The organism is Pseudomonas fluorescens (genome assembly GCF_019212185.1).
In the GTDB taxonomy this organism is placed as follows: Bacteria; Pseudomonadota; Gammaproteobacteria; order Pseudomonadales; family Pseudomonadaceae; genus Aquipseudomonas.
Genome location: NZ_CP078138.1, coordinates 1,719,429 through 1,736,856 on the forward strand (window position 1 = coordinate 1,719,429; position 17,428 = coordinate 1,736,856).

The 17,428-nt window shown below is 55.4% G+C and carries 9 protein-coding genes, 5 tRNA genes, 3 rRNA genes and 1 pseudogene; 17 read left to right on the plus strand and 1 reads right to left on the minus strand.

Annotated elements, in window-relative coordinates; genetic code table 11:
• The first annotated feature begins 71 nt into the window (after positions 1-71).
• The 7 genes from KW062_RS07565 (at position 72) to mgtE (ending at position 4,141) form a co-directional block, all read left to right on the plus strand.
• The gene (locus KW062_RS07565; RefSeq protein WP_105755797.1) at positions 72-1,313 is read left to right on the plus strand and encodes an aspartate kinase; all 1,242 of its coding nucleotides are present in this window, start codon (positions 72-74) and stop codon (positions 1,311-1,313) included.
• A 183-nt stretch (positions 1,314-1,496) separates the two neighbouring features.
• The gene (gene csrA / locus KW062_RS07570) at positions 1,497-1,685 is read left to right on the plus strand and encodes a carbon storage regulator CsrA (protein WP_002554426.1); all 189 of its coding nucleotides are present in this window, start codon (positions 1,497-1,499) and stop codon (positions 1,683-1,685) included.
• A 62-nt stretch (positions 1,686-1,747) separates the two neighbouring features.
• Positions 1,748-1,838: transfer RNA gene (locus KW062_RS07575), tRNA-Ser, on the plus strand.
• A 107-nt stretch (positions 1,839-1,945) separates the two neighbouring features.
• Positions 1,946-2,022: transfer RNA gene (locus KW062_RS07580), tRNA-Arg, on the plus strand.
• Between the two features lie 72 nt (positions 2,023-2,094).
• Positions 2,095-2,171: transfer RNA gene (locus tag KW062_RS07585), tRNA-Arg, on the plus strand.
• 72 nt (positions 2,172-2,243) lie between these two features.
• Positions 2,244-2,320, plus strand: a tRNA-Arg gene (locus tag KW062_RS07590).
• Between the two features lie 378 nt (positions 2,321-2,698).
• Positions 2,699-4,141, plus strand: a complete 1,443-nt coding sequence (gene mgtE / locus KW062_RS07595) for a magnesium transporter (protein WP_027621251.1) — start codon at positions 2,699-2,701, stop codon at positions 4,139-4,141.
• Between the two features lie 109 nt (positions 4,142-4,250).
• On the opposite strand, the gene KW062_RS07600 is transcribed toward mgtE, so the two are convergent.
• Positions 4,251-4,577, minus strand: coding sequence for an Arc family DNA-binding protein (locus KW062_RS07600; RefSeq protein ID WP_105755798.1), 327 nt, complete (start codon positions 4,575-4,577; stop codon positions 4,251-4,253).
• Positions 4,578-4,906: 329 nt separating this feature from the next.
• Here KW062_RS07600 and phnN point away from each other — a divergent pair, with 329 nt between their 5' ends.
• From phnN to KW062_RS07645, 10 genes and pseudogenes are all read left to right on the plus strand, one after another.
• Complete coding sequence (gene phnN, locus KW062_RS07605; RefSeq protein ID WP_105755799.1) at positions 4,907-5,497, plus strand: phosphonate metabolism protein/1,5-bisphosphokinase (PRPP-forming) PhnN; 591 nt, start codon at positions 4,907-4,909, stop codon at positions 5,495-5,497.
• Between the two features lie 125 nt (positions 5,498-5,622).
• Positions 5,623-5,699, plus strand: a tRNA-Arg gene (locus KW062_RS07610).
• A gap of 300 nt (positions 5,700-5,999) precedes the next feature.
• A pseudogene (locus KW062_RS28835) lies at positions 6,000-6,371 on the plus strand (group II intron maturase-specific domain-containing protein); the annotation flags it as partial.
• A gap of 604 nt (positions 6,372-6,975) precedes the next feature.
• Positions 6,976-8,512, plus strand: a 16S ribosomal RNA gene (locus tag KW062_RS07615).
• A gap of 308 nt (positions 8,513-8,820) precedes the next feature.
• Positions 8,821-11,713 (plus strand): 23S ribosomal RNA (locus KW062_RS07620).
• A 141-nt stretch (positions 11,714-11,854) separates the two neighbouring features.
• A 5S ribosomal RNA gene (rrf, locus tag KW062_RS07625) occupies positions 11,855-11,970 on the plus strand.
• Together the 16S, 23S and 5S rRNA genes form the textbook arrangement of a ribosomal RNA operon.
• A gap of 214 nt (positions 11,971-12,184) precedes the next feature.
• The gene (locus KW062_RS07630) at positions 12,185-13,789 is read left to right on the plus strand and encodes a tetratricopeptide repeat-containing response regulator (RefSeq protein WP_027619274.1); all 1,605 of its coding nucleotides are present in this window, start codon (positions 12,185-12,187) and stop codon (positions 13,787-13,789) included.
• Positions 13,786-14,478 (plus strand): sensor histidine kinase, encoded by a 693-nt coding sequence (locus KW062_RS07635; RefSeq protein WP_105755991.1) that lies wholly within the window; start codon positions 13,786-13,788, stop codon positions 14,476-14,478. The genes KW062_RS07630 and KW062_RS07635 overlap by 4 nt, the downstream gene beginning before the upstream one ends.
• Positions 14,479-14,675: 197 nt before the next feature.
• Positions 14,676-15,917 carry a glutamine synthetase family protein gene (locus KW062_RS07640; protein ID WP_177433290.1) on the plus strand — a complete coding sequence of 414 codons (1,242 nt, stop codon included), beginning with the start codon at positions 14,676-14,678 and terminating at the stop codon, positions 15,915-15,917.
• A 71-nt stretch (positions 15,918-15,988) separates the two neighbouring features.
• Entirely contained in the window at positions 15,989-17,380 is a 1,392-nt protein-coding gene (locus KW062_RS07645) for an MFS transporter (protein WP_027619271.1), read from the plus strand.
• Positions 17,381-17,428: the final 48 nt, after the last annotated feature.

Genomic DNA, 17,428 nt, shown 5'->3' on the forward strand with positions numbered 1-17,428 from the left:
CGTCTAGTGTCGGGGTCGGCTGCTGTTTGAGTGACTAATGGGCGCCCTTCATGGGCAGAGGCGGCTTTGAAATGGCTTTGATCGTACAGAAATTTGGAGGCACCTCGGTCGGCACTGTCGAGAGAATCGAGCAGGTCGCCGACAAGGTTAAGAAATTCCGCGATGCCGGCGATGACCTGGTGGTTGTGCTGTCGGCAATGAGCGGTGAAACCAACCGTCTGATCGCTCTGGCCAAACAAATCAGTGGTGATGATCAACCAGTCCCGCGTGAACTGGATGTCATCGTCTCCACCGGCGAGCAGGTAACGATCGCGTTGCTGGCCATGGCGCTGATCAAGCGTGGCGTACCGGCGGTGTCGTACACCGGTAACCAGGTACGAATCCTGACGGACAGCGCGCACAATAAAGCGCGAATTCTGCAGATCGATGATCAGAAGATTCGCGGTGACCTGAAGGCTGGTCGCGTGGTCGTTGTGGCCGGTTTCCAGGGCGTGGACGAGCATGGCAGCATCACCACCCTTGGTCGTGGCGGCTCCGACACCACCGGTGTGGCGCTGGCAGCGGCCCTGAAGGCCGATGAGTGCCAGATCTACACCGATGTGGATGGTGTCTACACCACCGATCCGCGCGTGGTCTCCGTGGCTCAGCGTCTGGACAAGATCACCTTCGAAGAGATGCTGGAAATGGCCAGCCTCGGTTCCAAGGTATTGCAGATCCGCGCGGTCGAGTTCGCCGGCAAGTACAACGTCCCGCTGCGCGTACTGCACAGCTTCAAGGAGGGTCCAGGCACCCTCATTACTATTGATGAAGAGGAATCCATGGAACAGCCGATCATTTCCGGCATCGCTTTCAACCGCGATGAGGCCAAGCTGACCATCCGTGGCGTGCCAGACACCCCGGGCGTGGCGTTCAAGATTCTCGGCCCTATCAGTGCCGCGAACATCGAAGTCGACATGATCGTGCAGAACGTTTCGCACGATAACACCACCGACTTCACCTTCACCGTGCACCGCAATGACTACCAGGCGGCCCAGACCGTGCTGGAAAACACCGCACGCGAAATCGGTGCTCGTGAAGTCGTGGGTGACACCAAGATTGCCAAGGTTTCGATCGTCGGTGTTGGCATGCGCTCCCATGCCGGTGTTGCCAGTCGCATGTTCGAAGCCCTGGCCAAGGAAACCATCAACATCCAGATGATTTCGACCTCGGAGATCAAGGTTTCGGTGGTCATCGAGGAGAAGTACCTGGAACTGGCTGTGCGCGCGCTGCACACGGCGTTCGAGCTGGATGCTCCGGTTCGTCAGGGCGAGTGATGTAATGCACCTGGGGCGCGGTCTGACCGCGCCCTTTGTTTTTTTGAGTAGCGCACAAGGCTGTTCTTTTTCGTGCGCTGGTCAATACTCAGGCGTGTAGAGCGGTGATCGTCCTGGTCGCGGCTTGAGCGCTTTTTTTTTGCAGACTGTTGTCCCTGAACTGAAATGCGTGAGGAGAAAGGTATGCTGATTCTGACTCGTCGGTGTGCGGAAAGCCTGATTATCGGTGATGGCGAAATCACCGTGACCGTGCTCGGCGTCAAAGGAAATCAGGTGCGTATTGGCGTCAACGCACCCAAAGAGGTGGCTGTTCACCGTGAGGAAATCTACCTGCGTATAAAGAAAGAGAAGGACGAAGAACCAAGCCATTAATTTTTATCGCTTTTTATGTTTGCAAACGGGGAAAAGGTTGGTTAAGATACGCCCCGTGTTGCGGAGAGCTGGCCGAGTGGCCGAAGGCGCTCCCCTGCTAAGGGAGTACACCTCAAAAGGGTGTCGGGGGTTCGAATCCCCCGTTCTCCGCCATTATTTGTTTAGCACGTTGTAATCAGGCTTCTTCGGTAAGTTGTTGAAATTACTAGAAAAAGTGCTTGGAAAAAAGATTCGACGGACTATAATGCGCAGCACCAAATGCACTCGTAGCTCAGCTGGATAGAGTACTCGGCTACGAACCGAGCGGTCACAGGTTCGAATCCTGTCGAGTGCACCATTTAAAGGTTGTTTGCAGTTATGCGGTCAACCTTGTTTCAATCAGTCGTGATCTGATCAAAAAGCACACCCTGCACTCGTAGCTCAGCTGGATAGAGTACTCGGCTACGAACCGAGCGGTCACAGGTTCGAATCCTGTCGAGTGCACCATTTAAAGGTTGTTTGCAGTTATGCGGTCAACCTTGTTTCAATCAGTTGTGATCTGGTTTAAAAGCACAAACTGCACTCGTAGCTCAGCTGGATAGAGTACTCGGCTACGAACCGAGCGGTCACAGGTTCGAATCCTGTCGAGTGCACCAAACACCAAAAAGCCTGCGTTCATCGCGGGCTTTTTGCTGTCTGGGATTTGGCTTTTTCCTTTCCTCTCCTGCCGTGCTTCGTGCTCGGGCCAGGGTTCTCATTTTTGCCCCGCAGTGTGTTTTCTTTTCGCGATCAGTCGTCGCAGTTTCATAGATGTGAGCCATGCTTAGCTTTGTCTCGCAAGCGCTTGTTCTGGGCAGGATTTTTTAACGTTCAAAAGCCCCAAGCGGTGTATGATTGCGCCCGTCAGCCCCGCCGGGGCTTGTGGAATACCTCCATGGACTTACCCAGTAGTTACTCAGTAAACCGTTTCACCAATCATGAATTGACTGATTGATCCTTCCGGCGTGCCCCGCTGCTGGGAGTGGAGTTCGCCTATGACTGAAGTAGAAGTAAAGAAAACTCAAGAAAGCCTGCAGGATCGCCTTGCTCAAGTTGTCGAGCTGCTGCAGCGCCAGCGTGTGGTCGAAGACCTCACCCACCGCCAGGACGGTCCGCACCAGGATCGGGTCGAGAGCCTGGTCCACCGGCAGAACCTCGTCGAGTTGCAGCGCAAACTCGATGACCTGCACTCCGCCGACGTTGCCTACATCCTTGAAGCGCTGCCCCTCGACGATCGTCTGACGGTCTGGCAACTGGTCAAGGCCGAACGTGACGGCGATATCCTGCTGGAAGTGTCCGACTCGGTTCGAGAAACCCTGATCGCCGACATGGACGATCACGAGCTCCTGGCGGCCGCCAAGGAGATGGATGCCGACGAACTCGCTGACTTGGCCCCTGAGCTGCCGCGAGACGTCGTCCACGAACTGATGGAAACCCTCGACGGCCAGCAGCGTGAGCGCGTTCGCTCTGCGCTGTCCTATGACGAGGAGCAGGTCGGTGCGTTGATGGACTTCGAGATGGTGACGATCCGCGAGGATGTCAGTCTGGAAGTGGTGTTGCGTTACCTGCGTCGTCTCAAGGAGCTGCCGGGACACACCGACAAGTTGTTCGTGGTCGATTATGACGGCGTGCTCAAGGGCGTTTTGCCGATCAAGCGTTTGCTGGTCAACGACCCTGACAAGCAGGTGTCTGAGGTCATGGCCAGCGACCCGGTGAGTTTTCATCCGGATGAGGACGCCTACGATGCCGCGCAGGCGTTCGAGCGTTATGACTTGATCTCGGCCCCGGTGGTCGACAAGAACGACAAGCTGATTGGTCGTCTGACCATCGACGAAATGGTCGACCTGATTCGTGAGGAGAGCGAAAGCGAAGTTCTCAACATGGCGGGTCTGCGTGAAGAAGAAGACATTTTTGCTTCGGTCTGGAAATCGTTGCGCAACCGTTGGGCGTGGCTGGCGATCAACCTGATCACTGCCTTTGTTGCGTCGCGGGTGATCGGCTTGTTCGAGGGCTCCATCGAGAAGCTGGTGGCCCTGGCGGCCTTGATGCCGATTGTTGCCGGTATCGGCGGTAATTCGGGCAATCAGACGATCACCATGATCGTGCGCGCCATGGCGCTCGATCAGGTCAGCACCGGTAATACTTCGCGACTGATGCGCAAGGAGTTGGCGGTAGGCTTGATCAATGGCCTGGTCTGGGGTGGGGTGATTGGCGTCGTGGCTTATCTACTCTATGGCAGTTGGTCGCTGGGTGTGGTGATGACCGCCGCCATGACCCTTAACCTGCTGCTGGCTGCACTGATGGGCGTCCTGATCCCGATGACCCTGGCGCGCATCGGGCGCGACCCGGCGATGGGGGCGAGCGTGATGATCACGGCCATGACCGACAGTGGTGGCTTCTTTATCTTCCTGGGTCTCGCGACCATCTTCCTGCTCTGATTTCTGAGACTCGCCCTATAAGGGCGAGTCGTTTTTCTATCGGTGTCTTGCGGCAAATTCCAGGCAAAAAAAAGCCAGCGCTAGGCTGGCTTGAACTTTCGGGATGCAATCAGGTAGGGCTTGCTGCCATTTCTGCATCATGCGCGATCAGCGAGACCAAAGCATTCTGCTGACGATGAGAGAGTTGGCGGAAGCGTTGCAGCAATTCACGTTCGTGCAGCGACAGCTCAGGGCTGTCCAGGCGCATACTCAGCTCTTCGCCCAGTGCACCTTCTTGGATAAGGCTCTGCTCCAGTCGTGCAATGATCTCTGAGTTCATGCTGCGGTGATGGTTGCGTGCCACCTCGGCGATGCGTTCACGCATTCCGTCTGGCAGGCGTACGACAAACTTGTCAGCCGTACGGCTTGAATAAATTGCCTGTTTCAATGGGCGCATATAGTTAACCGGTTAGTTCAGGGGAGCGGTTCTCGGAATTGGCCGCAGGATGTGTGTTAGGACAAGGTCCGCGGCCAAATGTTCAACCTGAATTGATATGAGGCCCGCATCATGCCTCATAAATGCCGGATCCTTGGCGCCAATTCTGTGACAAATATTGATCCGGGCGCAGGCGTTTTGCCAGCACCAATTATCAGAAATGCGGACTGGTTTGAAAACCTGTCTCCGGTCCGACCGTCTGAAGTAACCGTGAAGCCTGGGTGAGGAGGTTGACCCTCGCCCTCTATAGAGTAGTGGCAAATGGCCGATTTACTAGGGGTGTATGCACCATGAGCGGAGGCGAGAAGCTTAAAGGCAGGCTTGTTTACTTGATGGGGCCATCGGGTTCGGGAAAGGACAGTTTGATCGATGCTGCTCGTGATGCTCTGGCGCAACTCAACTGTGTCGTCGCGCGACGAGTGATCACGCGTTCAGCGGAGTCAGCAGGTGAATCGGCCTTCGGGGTGTCTGTCGAGGCATTTGCTGATTTGGTGCGTGCGGGTGCTTTTGCAATGAGCTGGCGTGCCAACGGGCTTGGCTATGGCATTCCTGTAGAGATTGATCAGTGGCTGGCGGAGGGGCGGCATGTCCTGGTGAACGGATCCAGAGAGTACTTGCCGCAGGCACAGGAGCGGTATCCGACGTTGATTCCTGTCCTGCTCTCAGTCAGATCGGACGTCTTGCGCCAGCGACTCATGAGTCGAGGGCGTGAAGGTATCGAGGAAATAGAGGCGCGGTTGGCTCGCAACGCCCTGTTTGCCCCGAATGAGTCAGCGGGCGGGGCGGAGGCAGGGTTGCTTCTGGATAACTCTGATGGCCTATCGTTGACGGTGTCACACCTGATGGATCTGTTGAGGCGTGAGGGGGTGAGCATCCTGTAGTGTTCTGTATGAAGGGCTGGCGTTTGCCTACACTTAATTTACCCATCAGACGACATGACAAACACAGGCTCGACGTTTAACATGCTGGCCGTCCATCGCGCCGCGCAACATCATGGCCGATTAGTGTCTCAGTAGCTCAATTGGATAGAGCATCCCCCTCCTAAGGGGAAGGTTGCAGGTTCGAACCCCGCCTGGGACACCACTATTATTGACCGTCGTCAGTCGATAGTGCTGATGACAGATAAGCCCCGCCGAGGTTTTTCCTCGCGGGGCTTTTTGTTATGCGCCCAGCATGGGCGCAATCTTGTGGGTGAAAGTCCTGCCGTAAGCTGACCACAGCGAACGAAGTGAAGCGCAACTGCATGAGGGCGACCGAGTGTGGGGAGGAAGCGTGAATCGAAACCGCGAGCCGATGGACAAGAACCGGATATAAGGCGATGCCGATCAGGGCGAGCGGGCAACAAACCGCGAAGCTCTTGTGGTCAAAGGTCGGCAGCGCTAAGCCGACGATGCGAATTTATATGTTCGCAGCCGCAGGGCGGGGCAGCGGGTGATGGCTTTGCTGAAGCGACTGTATGAAAAGCTGCACTTGAGTGTCAATGAGAGCAAGAGTGCGGTGGCGAGTGCGTTCGGTCGCAAGTTTCTGGGATACGCTTTCTGGTCATCTCCACAAAGCGTGAAAAGAACAGTAGCGGTCAAGGCGCGCAAGCAGTTCAAGCAACGGGTGCGCGAACTCATCCGTCGCTCAGGCGGTCGCAGTCTGCGCCAGGTTGTCGAGAACCTACGCTCTTATCTTCTGGGTTGTCACAAGCGCCGAAATTCTGGCGAGGGGTGGACGAGTGGATGCCGACACCGATTGCAAGCGACCCAGCTCCTCTATGCCGATTATAGGGTGACGCCTTGATCCTGGGTTAGGAGGAAGGGTGGTCGAGTACTTATCTTATATAGGTGGGAAAAGTGGGCGTTTTGCAGTGTGCGGTACAAATGCCGAATTAAAGGTTGACGCGAGTTTTTATCTGTCTATAATTCGCCCCACTTCCGGCGTAGTCGAAACGGAAAACTCCTTGGTAAACAACGAGTTACGAAGTTTTCGGCAGTCAGTGTTTCAGGTCATCGAAGCGCGAAGGAAGTTGAAAAAGAGGTGTTGACAGCAGCGTGTAACGCTGTAGAATTCGCCTCCCGCTGACGAGAGATCGAAAGCGCAAGTGGTTGAAGTTGTTAAGGATTCCTTGAAAACTTCTGAAAATAATCACTTGACAGCAAATGAGGCTGCTGTAGAATGCGCGCCTCGGTTGAGACGAAAGATCTTAACCAACCGCTCTTTAACAACTGAATCAAGCAATTCGTGTGGGTGCTTGTGCAGTCAGACTGATAGTCAACAAGATTATCAGCATCACAAGTTACTCCGCGAGAAATCAAAGATGTAACCAACGATTGCTGAGCCAAGTTTAGGGTTTCTTAAAAACCCAAAGATGTTTGAACTGAAGAGTTTGATCATGGCTCAGATTGAACGCTGGCGGCAGGCCTAACACATGCAAGTCGAGCGGTAGAGAGAAGCTTGCTTCTCTTGAGAGCGGCGGACGGGTGAGTAATGCCTAGGAATCTGCCTGGTAGTGGGGGATAACGTTCGGAAACGGACGCTAATACCGCATACGTCCTACGGGAGAAAGCAGGGGACCTTCGGGCCTTGCGCTATCAGATGAGCCTAGGTCGGATTAGCTAGTTGGTGAGGTAATGGCTCACCAAGGCGACGATCCGTAACTGGTCTGAGAGGATGATCAGTCACACTGGAACTGAGACACGGTCCAGACTCCTACGGGAGGCAGCAGTGGGGAATATTGGACAATGGGCGAAAGCCTGATCCAGCCATGCCGCGTGTGTGAAGAAGGTCTTCGGATTGTAAAGCACTTTAAGTTGGGAGGAAGGGTTGTAGATTAATACTCTGCAATTTTGACGTTACCGACAGAATAAGCACCGGCTAACTCTGTGCCAGCAGCCGCGGTAATACAGAGGGTGCAAGCGTTAATCGGAATTACTGGGCGTAAAGCGCGCGTAGGTGGTTCGTTAAGTTGGATGTGAAAGCCCCGGGCTCAACCTGGGAACTGCATTCAAAACTGACGAGCTAGAGTATGGTAGAGGGTGGTGGAATTTCCTGTGTAGCGGTGAAATGCGTAGATATAGGAAGGAACACCAGTGGCGAAGGCGACCACCTGGACTGATACTGACACTGAGGTGCGAAAGCGTGGGGAGCAAACAGGATTAGATACCCTGGTAGTCCACGCCGTAAACGATGTCAACTAGCCGTTGGAATCCTTGAGATTTTAGTGGCGCAGCTAACGCATTAAGTTGACCGCCTGGGGAGTACGGCCGCAAGGTTAAAACTCAAATGAATTGACGGGGGCCCGCACAAGCGGTGGAGCATGTGGTTTAATTCGAAGCAACGCGAAGAACCTTACCAGGCCTTGACATCCAATGAACTTTCCAGAGATGGATTGGTGCCTTCGGGAACATTGAGACAGGTGCTGCATGGCTGTCGTCAGCTCGTGTCGTGAGATGTTGGGTTAAGTCCCGTAACGAGCGCAACCCTTGTCCTTAGTTACCAGCACGTTATGGTGGGCACTCTAAGGAGACTGCCGGTGACAAACCGGAGGAAGGTGGGGATGACGTCAAGTCATCATGGCCCTTACGGCCTGGGCTACACACGTGCTACAATGGTCGGTACAAAGGGTTGCCAAGCCGCGAGGTGGAGCTAATCCCATAAAACCGATCGTAGTCCGGATCGCAGTCTGCAACTCGACTGCGTGAAGTCGGAATCGCTAGTAATCGCGAATCAGAATGTCGCGGTGAATACGTTCCCGGGCCTTGTACACACCGCCCGTCACACCATGGGAGTGGGTTGCACCAGAAGTAGCTAGTCTAACCTTCGGGAGGACGGTTACCACGGTGTGATTCATGACTGGGGTGAAGTCGTAACAAGGTAGCCGTAGGGGAACCTGCGGCTGGATCACCTCCTTAATCGACGACATCAGCTGCTGCATAAGCTCCCACACGAATTGCTTGATTCCTTGTAGAAGACGAGAACAGCCCTGCGGTACGGGGGTTGTTGTGTGTCGTAAAGCTTAGAAATGAGCATTCCAGCGTGAATGTTGATTTCTGATCTTTAAGATTAGATCGTTCTTTAAAAATTTGGGTATGTGATAGAAAGATAGACTGAACGTTACTTTCACTGGTAACGGATCAGGCTAAGGTAAAATTTGTGTTCTAAATGCAAATTTTCGGCGAATGTCGTCTTCATAGTATAACCAGATTGCTTGGGGTTATATGGTCAAGTGAAGAAGCGCATACGGTGGATGCCTTGGCAGTCAGAGGCGATGAAAGACGTGGTAGCCTGCGAAAAGCTTCGGGGAGTCGGCAAACAGACTTTGATCCGGAGATGTCTGAATGGGGGAACCCAGCCATCATAAGATGGTTATCTTGTACTGAATACATAGGTGCAAGAGGCGAACCAGGGGAACTGAAACATCTAAGTACCCTGAGGAAAAGAAATCAACCGAGATTCCCTTAGTAGTGGCGAGCGAACGGGGACTAGCCCTTAAGTGGCTTTGAGATTAGCGGAACGCTCTGGAAAGTGCGGCCATAGTGGGTGATAGCCCTGTACGCGAAAATCTCTTAGTCATGAAATCGAGTAGGACGGAGCACGAGAAACTTTGTCTGAATATGGGGGGACCATCCTCCAAGGCTAAATACTACTGACTGACCGATAGTGAACTAGTACCGTGAGGGAAAGGCGAAAAGAACCCCGGAGAGGGGAGTGAAATAGATCCTGAAACCGTATGCGTACAAGCAGTGGGAGCCCACTTTGTTGGGTGACTGCGTACCTTTTGTATAATGGGTCAGCGACTTATTTTCAGTGGCGAGCTTAACCGAATAGGGGAGGCGTAGCGAAAGCGAGTCTTAATAGGGCGTCTAGTCGCTGGGAATAGACCCGAAACCGGGCGATCTATCCATGGGCAGGTTGAAGGTTGGGTAACACTAACTGGAGGACCGAACCGACTACCGTTGAAAAGTTAGCGGATGACCTGTGGATCGGAGTGAAAGGCTAATCAAGCTCGGAGATAGCTGGTTCTCCTCGAAAGCTATTTAGGTAGCGCCTCATGTATCACTGTAGGGGGTAGAGCACTGTTTCGGCTAGGGGGTCATCCCGACTTACCAAACCGATGCAAACTCCGAATACCTACAAGTGCCGAGCATGGGAGACACACGGCGGGTGCTAACGTCCGTCGTGAAAAGGGAAACAACCCAGACCGTCAGCTAAGGTCCCAAAGTTATGGTTAAGTGGGAAACGATGTGGGAAGGCTTAGACAGCTAGGAGGTTGGCTTAGAAGCAGCCACCCTTTAAAGAAAGCGTAATAGCTCACTAGTCGAGTCGGCCTGCGCGGAAGATGTAACGGGGCTCAAACCATACACCGAAGCTACGGGTATCATCTTAGGATGATGCGGTAGAGGAGCGTTCTGTAAGCCTGTGAAGGTGAGTTGAGAAGCTTGCTGGAGGTATCAGAAGTGCGAATGCTGACATGAGTAACGACAATGGGTGTGAAAAACACCCACGCCGAAAGACCAAGGTTTCCTGCGCAACGTTAATCGACGCAGGGTTAGTCGGTCCCTAAGGCGAGGCTGAAAAGCGTAGTCGATGGAAAACAGGTTAATATTCCTGTACTTCTGGTTATTGCGATGGAGGGACGGAGAAGGCTAGGCCAGCTTGGCGTTGGTTGTCCAAGTTTAAGGTGGTAGGCTGGAATCTTAGGTAAATCCGGGATTCTAAGGCCGAGAGCTGATGACGAGTTGTCTTTAGACGACGAAGTGGTTGATGCCATGCTTCCAAGAAAAGCTTCTAAGCTTCAGGTAACCAGGAACCGTACCCCAAACCGACACAGGTGGTTGGGTAGAGAATACCAAGGCGCTTGAGAGAACTCGGGTGAAGGAACTAGGCAAAATGGCACCGTAACTTCGGGAGAAGGTGCGCCGGTGAGGGTGAAGTACTTGCTACGTAAGCCCACGCCGGTCGAAGATACCAGGCCGCTGCGACTGTTTATTAAAAACACAGCACTCTGCAAACACGAAAGTGGACGTATAGGGTGTGACGCCTGCCCGGTGCCGGAAGGTTAATTGATGGGGTTAGCTAACGCGAAGCTCTTGATCGAAGCCCCGGTAAACGGCGGCCGTAACTATAACGGTCCTAAGGTAGCGAAATTCCTTGTCGGGTAAGTTCCGACCTGCACGAATGGCGTAACGATGGCGGCGCTGTCTCCACCCGAGACTCAGTGAAATTGAAATCGCTGTGAAGATGCAGTGTATCCGCGGCTAGACGGAAAGACCCCGTGAACCTTTACTATAGCTTTGCACTGGACTTTGAATTTGCTTGTGTAGGATAGGTGGGAGGCTTTGAAGCGTGGACGCCAGTCTGCGTGGAGCCATCCTTGAAATACCACCCTGGCAACTTTGAGGTTCTAACTCAGGTCCGTTATCCGGATCGAGGACAGTGTATGGTGGGTAGTTTGACTGGGGCGGTCTCCTCCTAAAGAGTAACGGAGGAGTACGAAGGTGCGCTCAGACCGGTCGGAAATCGGTCGTAGAGTATAAAGGCAAAAGCGCGCTTGACTGCGAGACAGACACGTCGAGCAGGTACGAAAGTAGGTCTTAGTGATCCGGTGGTTCTGTATGGAAGGGCCATCGCTCAACGGATAAAAGGTACTCCGGGGATAACAGGCTGATACCGCCCAAGAGTTCATATCGACGGCGGTGTTTGGCACCTCGATGTCGGCTCATCACATCCTGGGGCTGAAGCCGGTCCCAAGGGTATGGCTGTTCGCCATTTAAAGTGGTACGCGAGCTGGGTTTAGAACGTCGTGAGACAGTTCGGTCCCTATCTGCCGTGGACGTTTGAGATTTGAGAGGGGCTGCTCCTAGTACGAGAGGACCGGAGTGGACGAACCTCTGGTGTTCCGGTTGTCACGCCAGTGGCATTGCCGGGTAGCTATGTTCGGAATAGATAACCGCTGAAAGCATCTAAGCGGGAAACTAGCCTCAAGATGAGATCTCACTGGAACCTTGAGTTCCCTGAAGGGCCGTCGAAGACTACGACGTTGATAGGTTGGGTGTGTAAGCGCTGTGAGGCGTTGAGCTAACCAATACTAATTGCCCGTGAGGCTTGACCATATAACACCCAAGCAATTTGACTACTCGAAAGAGCATCAGATTGCGGTGTATGAAGACGAAGACACCGAAAGTTTGCAGTACACAAATTGATCACATACCCGATTTGCTGAAACGTCGAAAGACGGTTCGGTACCCGAATTTCTTGACGACCATAGAGCATTGGAACCACCTGATCCCATCCCGAACTCAGCAGTGAAACGATGCATCGCCGATGGTAGTGTGGGGTTTCCCCATGTGAGAGTAGGTCATCGTCAAGATTAAATTCCGAAACCCCTATCTGCGAATGCAGGTAGGGGTTTTGTTTTTGCGCGCGGGAATTACTCAAGCTATTTCCCAGGCCACCGCATGGAAATGTCAGCCAGATAAATCCACGAATATTCCTCCTGGCCTTCAAGAGAACGGCACCTGCGGCCGATAACCCGATAGACGGTTGTCTTTGGGTTCATCTTTCTAAATTGCCTGGAATCTTCGATGCTGGCGTACCACCAAAAAAGCTTTTTGATCGTCGATGATTTCTCGGATTTCCGCAGTTCAGTCCGTTCGATGTTGCGCGAGTTGGGGGTCAAGGACGTCGACACCGCAGACTCCGGCGAGGTCGCCTTGCGCATGTGCTCGCAGAAGCGCTACGACTTCATCCTGCAGGATTATCATCTGGGAGACGGCAAGAAGAATGGTCAGCAGGTACTCGAAGACCTGATGATCGAAAAGCTGATCAGCCATGAAAGTGTGTTTGTCATGGTGACCGCCGAAAGCAGCCAGGCGATGGTGCTCAGTGCGCTGGAACATGAGCCGGATGCCTACCTGACCAAGCCCTTCACCCGAGCTGGCCTGGCTCAACGCCTCGAACGCCTTGAGCAGCGCAAGACGCTGCTCAAGCCGATCATGCAGGCCCTGGATCGCGGCAAGCCGGTCGAGGTTTTGAACGCGTGCATTGCCTTGTGCAAGCAGGATCCACGTTATTCGCCGTTGTGCCTGCGCTATCGCGCTGATGCGCTGCGCGATATGAACCAGAACGAAGTCCTCGAACGCCTGTACAACAGTATTCTGGCGGATCGTCCATTGCCGTGGGCCTATGTCGGATTGGGACGATTGCTGTTCAAACGCGGTCAGGTCGGGCAGGCCAAGGCATTGTACGAAAAAGCCCTGAAAGTCTTCCCGATGATGCCAGGTCTGTATGACGGACTGGCCGATGTGCTGGTTTCCCAAGGTGAAACCAAATCTGCACAACGTGTGCTTGAGGAAGCAGTACGACTCTCGCCGCTGGCGGTACGTCGGCAGGCGCTGTTGGGCAAGCTGGCCATGACCAACGAGGACTTCGATGCTGCCGCCAGAGCCTATCGCCAGGCGGTCTCCCAAGGCGCGCAGTCACGCTTCAAGGACCCCGAGAGCAACCTTGGACTGGCCCACGCCCTGATCAGCAAGGGCAGCGATAGAGGATTGGATACTCGCGCCCGGTTGGAGATCAACCAGACCCTGAGTGCGGTCGCCAAAGACAACCCTGGCGATCCAGGCTTGCAGATTCGCGCGCGACTGATGAAGGCCACGAGCCTGTTGATCAATGACGCCGAGACGGCCGACAAGCTCACCGAGCAGGCACTGACGCGTCTCGATGGCATGGAAAAATTCATGAGTGCCGACGCCGCGTTGCTGGTGGCCAAACAACTGAAATTGCTCGGCCAGGCGCAGGCCAGTGATTCGATGCTGAAAAACTGTGCGGAAATCTACGGTGATGACCCAGCGGTGATGCGCGGCATCGCCAAGCAGACCGACGATCCGGCCATTCTCAATTCCGGCACAGCAGCGGCAGACCTCAATCGTCAAGGTGTCCGTAGCTACAAGGCCGGCGCCTTGACCGAAGCCCGCGAGCTGTTTCGTGGCGCTCTGTTGCTGCAACCGAAAAACATCAGCATCGCCCTCAACATGGCGCAATCGATCCTGCATGGCGCTACGGCCAACCTTGACCCGGGATTGCTTGATGAATGTCGGCGCTGCCTGAAGATGGTCGGCTTGATGCCCGAGAGTGACGCGCGTTATCCGCGATATCAGAAGTTGCAGAGCAAGGCGTTAGAACAATGAACGACGTAGATCAGGGGCTGGATTTTTCCACGGTGATCGCCTCCACCGTACACGACATGAAGAATTCCCTGACCGTACTCATGCAGGCTCACGGGCAGTGGCTCGCGCGGTTGCCGGATGCCCAGGCTCACACCGATGAGCAGGGGGTGATCGACTTCGAGTTCGCGCATCTGAACGGTATGTTGGTGCAGTTGCTGGGACTCTACAAACTGGGCGTCAACCAGTTGCCGGTGCGTCCGGATTACCATGAGCTGGATGACTTTATCGAAGCGCAATTGGCGGCCCACCAGGAAGTGTTCAAGAGTCGCGGCCTGCTGGTGACTTATGAAGTGGATCCGCTGAGTCCGCTGGGTTTTTTCGATCGCGAACTGATCGGCACGGTGTTGGCCAATGCGATCAACAATGCCATCCGTTATGCGCAGCAGTCGCTATTGATCTGCGTCGGAGAGGAGACCGGGCAACTGGTACTGACAATCAACGACGACGGCGAAGGTTACCCAGCTCAGATGATCGAGCGTCAGGCCGAGTACATACAGGGCATCAACCCGAGCAGTGGCAGCACTGGATTGGGCTTGTACTTCGCCGCCCGCATCGCTCAACTGCACCAGCGCAATGGCGTGCATGGGCGCACCGAGATCAGCAACGGTGGTCCGTTGGGTGGCGGATTGTTCAGTCTTTATCTGCCTTGATGGTTGCCGCAACGGTAGTGCTTGAAATTCCGAACGGCTGATGCCTATTTTGTACGGGACGCCGTTCGCGGCCCGCACATAACAAGGATAGAGTCATGAAGACCGACGGCCAGGGATCACTCGCGCAGCGATTGACCGGTATCAACGAGATTGAATGTGTCACCCCTGACCTCAACGGTGTACCCCGCGGCAAGGTGATGACCGCCGAGGGCTTCCTCGAAGGACGACGCCTGCAGATGGCCCGTGGTGTGTTGTTGCAATGCATCATGGGGGGGTATCCACCTGCGCGCTTCTATGGCAGTGACGATGGCGACCTGGCGTTGAATGCCGACCCGCAGCAGATCCATCGCCTGCCCTGGAGCAAGCAGCCGCGCGCACTGGCTATCTGTGATGCCGACGAGCTGACTGGTGGGAGTTCTCGGCTGTCCACTCGCGGTCAACTCAAGGCGGTGATCGCACGCTATGCGGCGCTCGACCTGGCGCCCGTGGTGGCGACTGAAATGGAGTTCTTCGTATTCGCCCCGAACACTGACCCGGCCCAGCCGTTCCAGCCCCCGCTTGGCCTGGATGGCCGACGCGAGGACGGTAGTTCGGCGTTCAGCGTCAGCTCCAACAACGGCCTACGTCCATTTTTCAATGAAGTCTATGAGTGCATGGCAGCCCTGGGACTGCCGCGCGATACCTTCATGCACGAAATGGGTGTCAGTCAGTTCGAGATCAACCTGCTGCACGGCGACCCCCTGTTGCTCGCCGACCAGACGTTCCTGTTCAAGCACCTGCTCAAAGAGGTCGCCCTCAAGCACGGAGTGACCGTGGTGTGCATGGCCAAGCCACTGGCGCACACGGCTGGCAGCTCGATGCACATTCACCAAAGCGTCGTCGAGATGGGCAGCGGCCGAAATGTGTTCAGTGACGAGGCAGGTGACCCGACCGAGACGTTTCGCCACTTCATTGGTGGCCAACAGGCGGCCATGGCGGAGTTCACCGCACTGTTCGCGCCGAACGTGAACTCCTATCAGCGCTTGTGCCATCCTTTCGCGTCACCCAATAACGCCTGCTGGTCCCATGACAACCGCGCCGCCGGGCTGCGTATTCCCGCCAGTTCGCCCGTCGCGCGACGGGTCGAGAATCGCTTGCCTGGGGCCGACGCCAATCCGTATCTGGCCATCGCTGCCAGCCTTGCTGCAGGGTTGCACGGCATTGAAAACCGGTTGGAGCCGTCAGCGCCGATCCAGGGTGAATTCAGCGTGCCGGAAAGTTTGTCGCTGCCCTGTACCTTGCATGCTGCGCTGGAGCGTCTGAAACGTAGCCAGTTGGCGAAGGAACTGTTTGGTGCTGAGTTCATCGAAGGCTACATCGCTTCGAAGACCCTGGAACTGACCAGCTTCCTTGATGAAATCACTCCTTGGGAGCGCCGAGTTTTAGCGGCCCAGGCTTAACCAAACCGTCGTCGTCGGGCTATCGTTGATGCTAGCCCGATACTCAATTCAAGGAGCCGCCCGGAACGCCGATGCGCCAGATCTGGAAGTCTTTTCGAGCGCTTTACTTCGCCTCACTGATGATGTTGATCGGCTCGGGCTTACTCAGCACCTACCTGGCGTTGCGCCTTGCCGCGGATCAGGTCGATGGCCTGTGGGTCGGTGCGTTGATGGCCGCCAACTATTTCGGCCTGGTCCTGGGCGGTAAAATCGGCCACCGGCTGATTGCCCGGGTAGGGCACATTCGTGCGTATTCGGCGTGTGCCGGCATCGTCGGGGCGGCGGTGCTGGGGCATGGATTGGTGGACTGGTTGCCGGCCTGGCTGATCCTGCGGATGGTGGTGGGCCTCGGCATGATGTGCCAGTACATGGTCATCGAGAGTTGGCTCAACGAGCAGGCCGATGCCAAGCAGCGCGGCATGGTATTCAGCGGCTATATGATCGCCTCTTACCTGGGGCTGGTCCTGGGCCAACTGATTCTGGTCATGCACCCTTCGTTGGGACTGGAGTTGCTGATGCTGGTAGCCCTGTGTTTCGCGCTGTGTCTGGTGCCCGTCACGCTGACCCGACGCATTCACCCGGCGCCCCTGCATCCGGCGCCGATGGAGCCGCGCTTTTTCATGAAGCGGGTGCCGCAGTCCCTCAGTACGGTGTTGGGCGCGGGGCTGATCGTCGGTTCGTTCTATGGTTTGGCTCCGCTGTATGCCTCGCAGCAGGGCTTGTCCACCGAGCAGGTCGGTCTGTTCATGGGTAGCTGCATTTTCGCCGGTCTGGTGGTGCAGTGGCCTTTGGGCTGGTTGTCGGATCGCTATGATCGAGCCGTGCTGATTCGCAGCTTTGCGATCTGCCTGGCGTTGGCGGCCCTGCCATTGGCGATTATGCCCAAGGTGCCGCTGGAGGTGCTGTTCGTTGCTGGCTTTGTCTGTTCCTTGGTGCAGTTCTGTCTGTATCCGCTGGCTGTAGCCTTTTCCAACGACCACGTCGAAAGCGACCGGCGGGTTTCACTGACTGCCATGCTGCTGGTGACCTACGGGGTCGGCGCAAGCATCGGGCCTTTGGTGGCGGGTGTGCTGATGAAGTTCTTCGGCAGCCAGATGCTCTATGCCTTCTTCAGTTTCTTTGCCCTCGTGCTGGTCTGGCGGATTCGACCCAAAGCCGTGACCAATCTGCATCAGGTCGACGACGCTCCTCTGCATCACGTGGCGATGCCGGACAGCATGTCCAGTTCGCCATTGGTGGCGGCGCTCGATCCGCGAGTCGACGAACAGGTGGTCCAGGATCAGATGCAAACCACTGCGAGCACCGAGCCGGAGCCGGTAGCTGAACCCGAAACGGCGAGCACAGCCGAAGCGCCTCGCGAGGACCAGCCGCCGGATGATCCGGACGCCGAACATCCCCATACCTTCACCGGGGCCAGGCCTTGAATTGAAGGCAAAAAAAACGGGCAGTGACCGCAAGGGACTGCCCGTTTT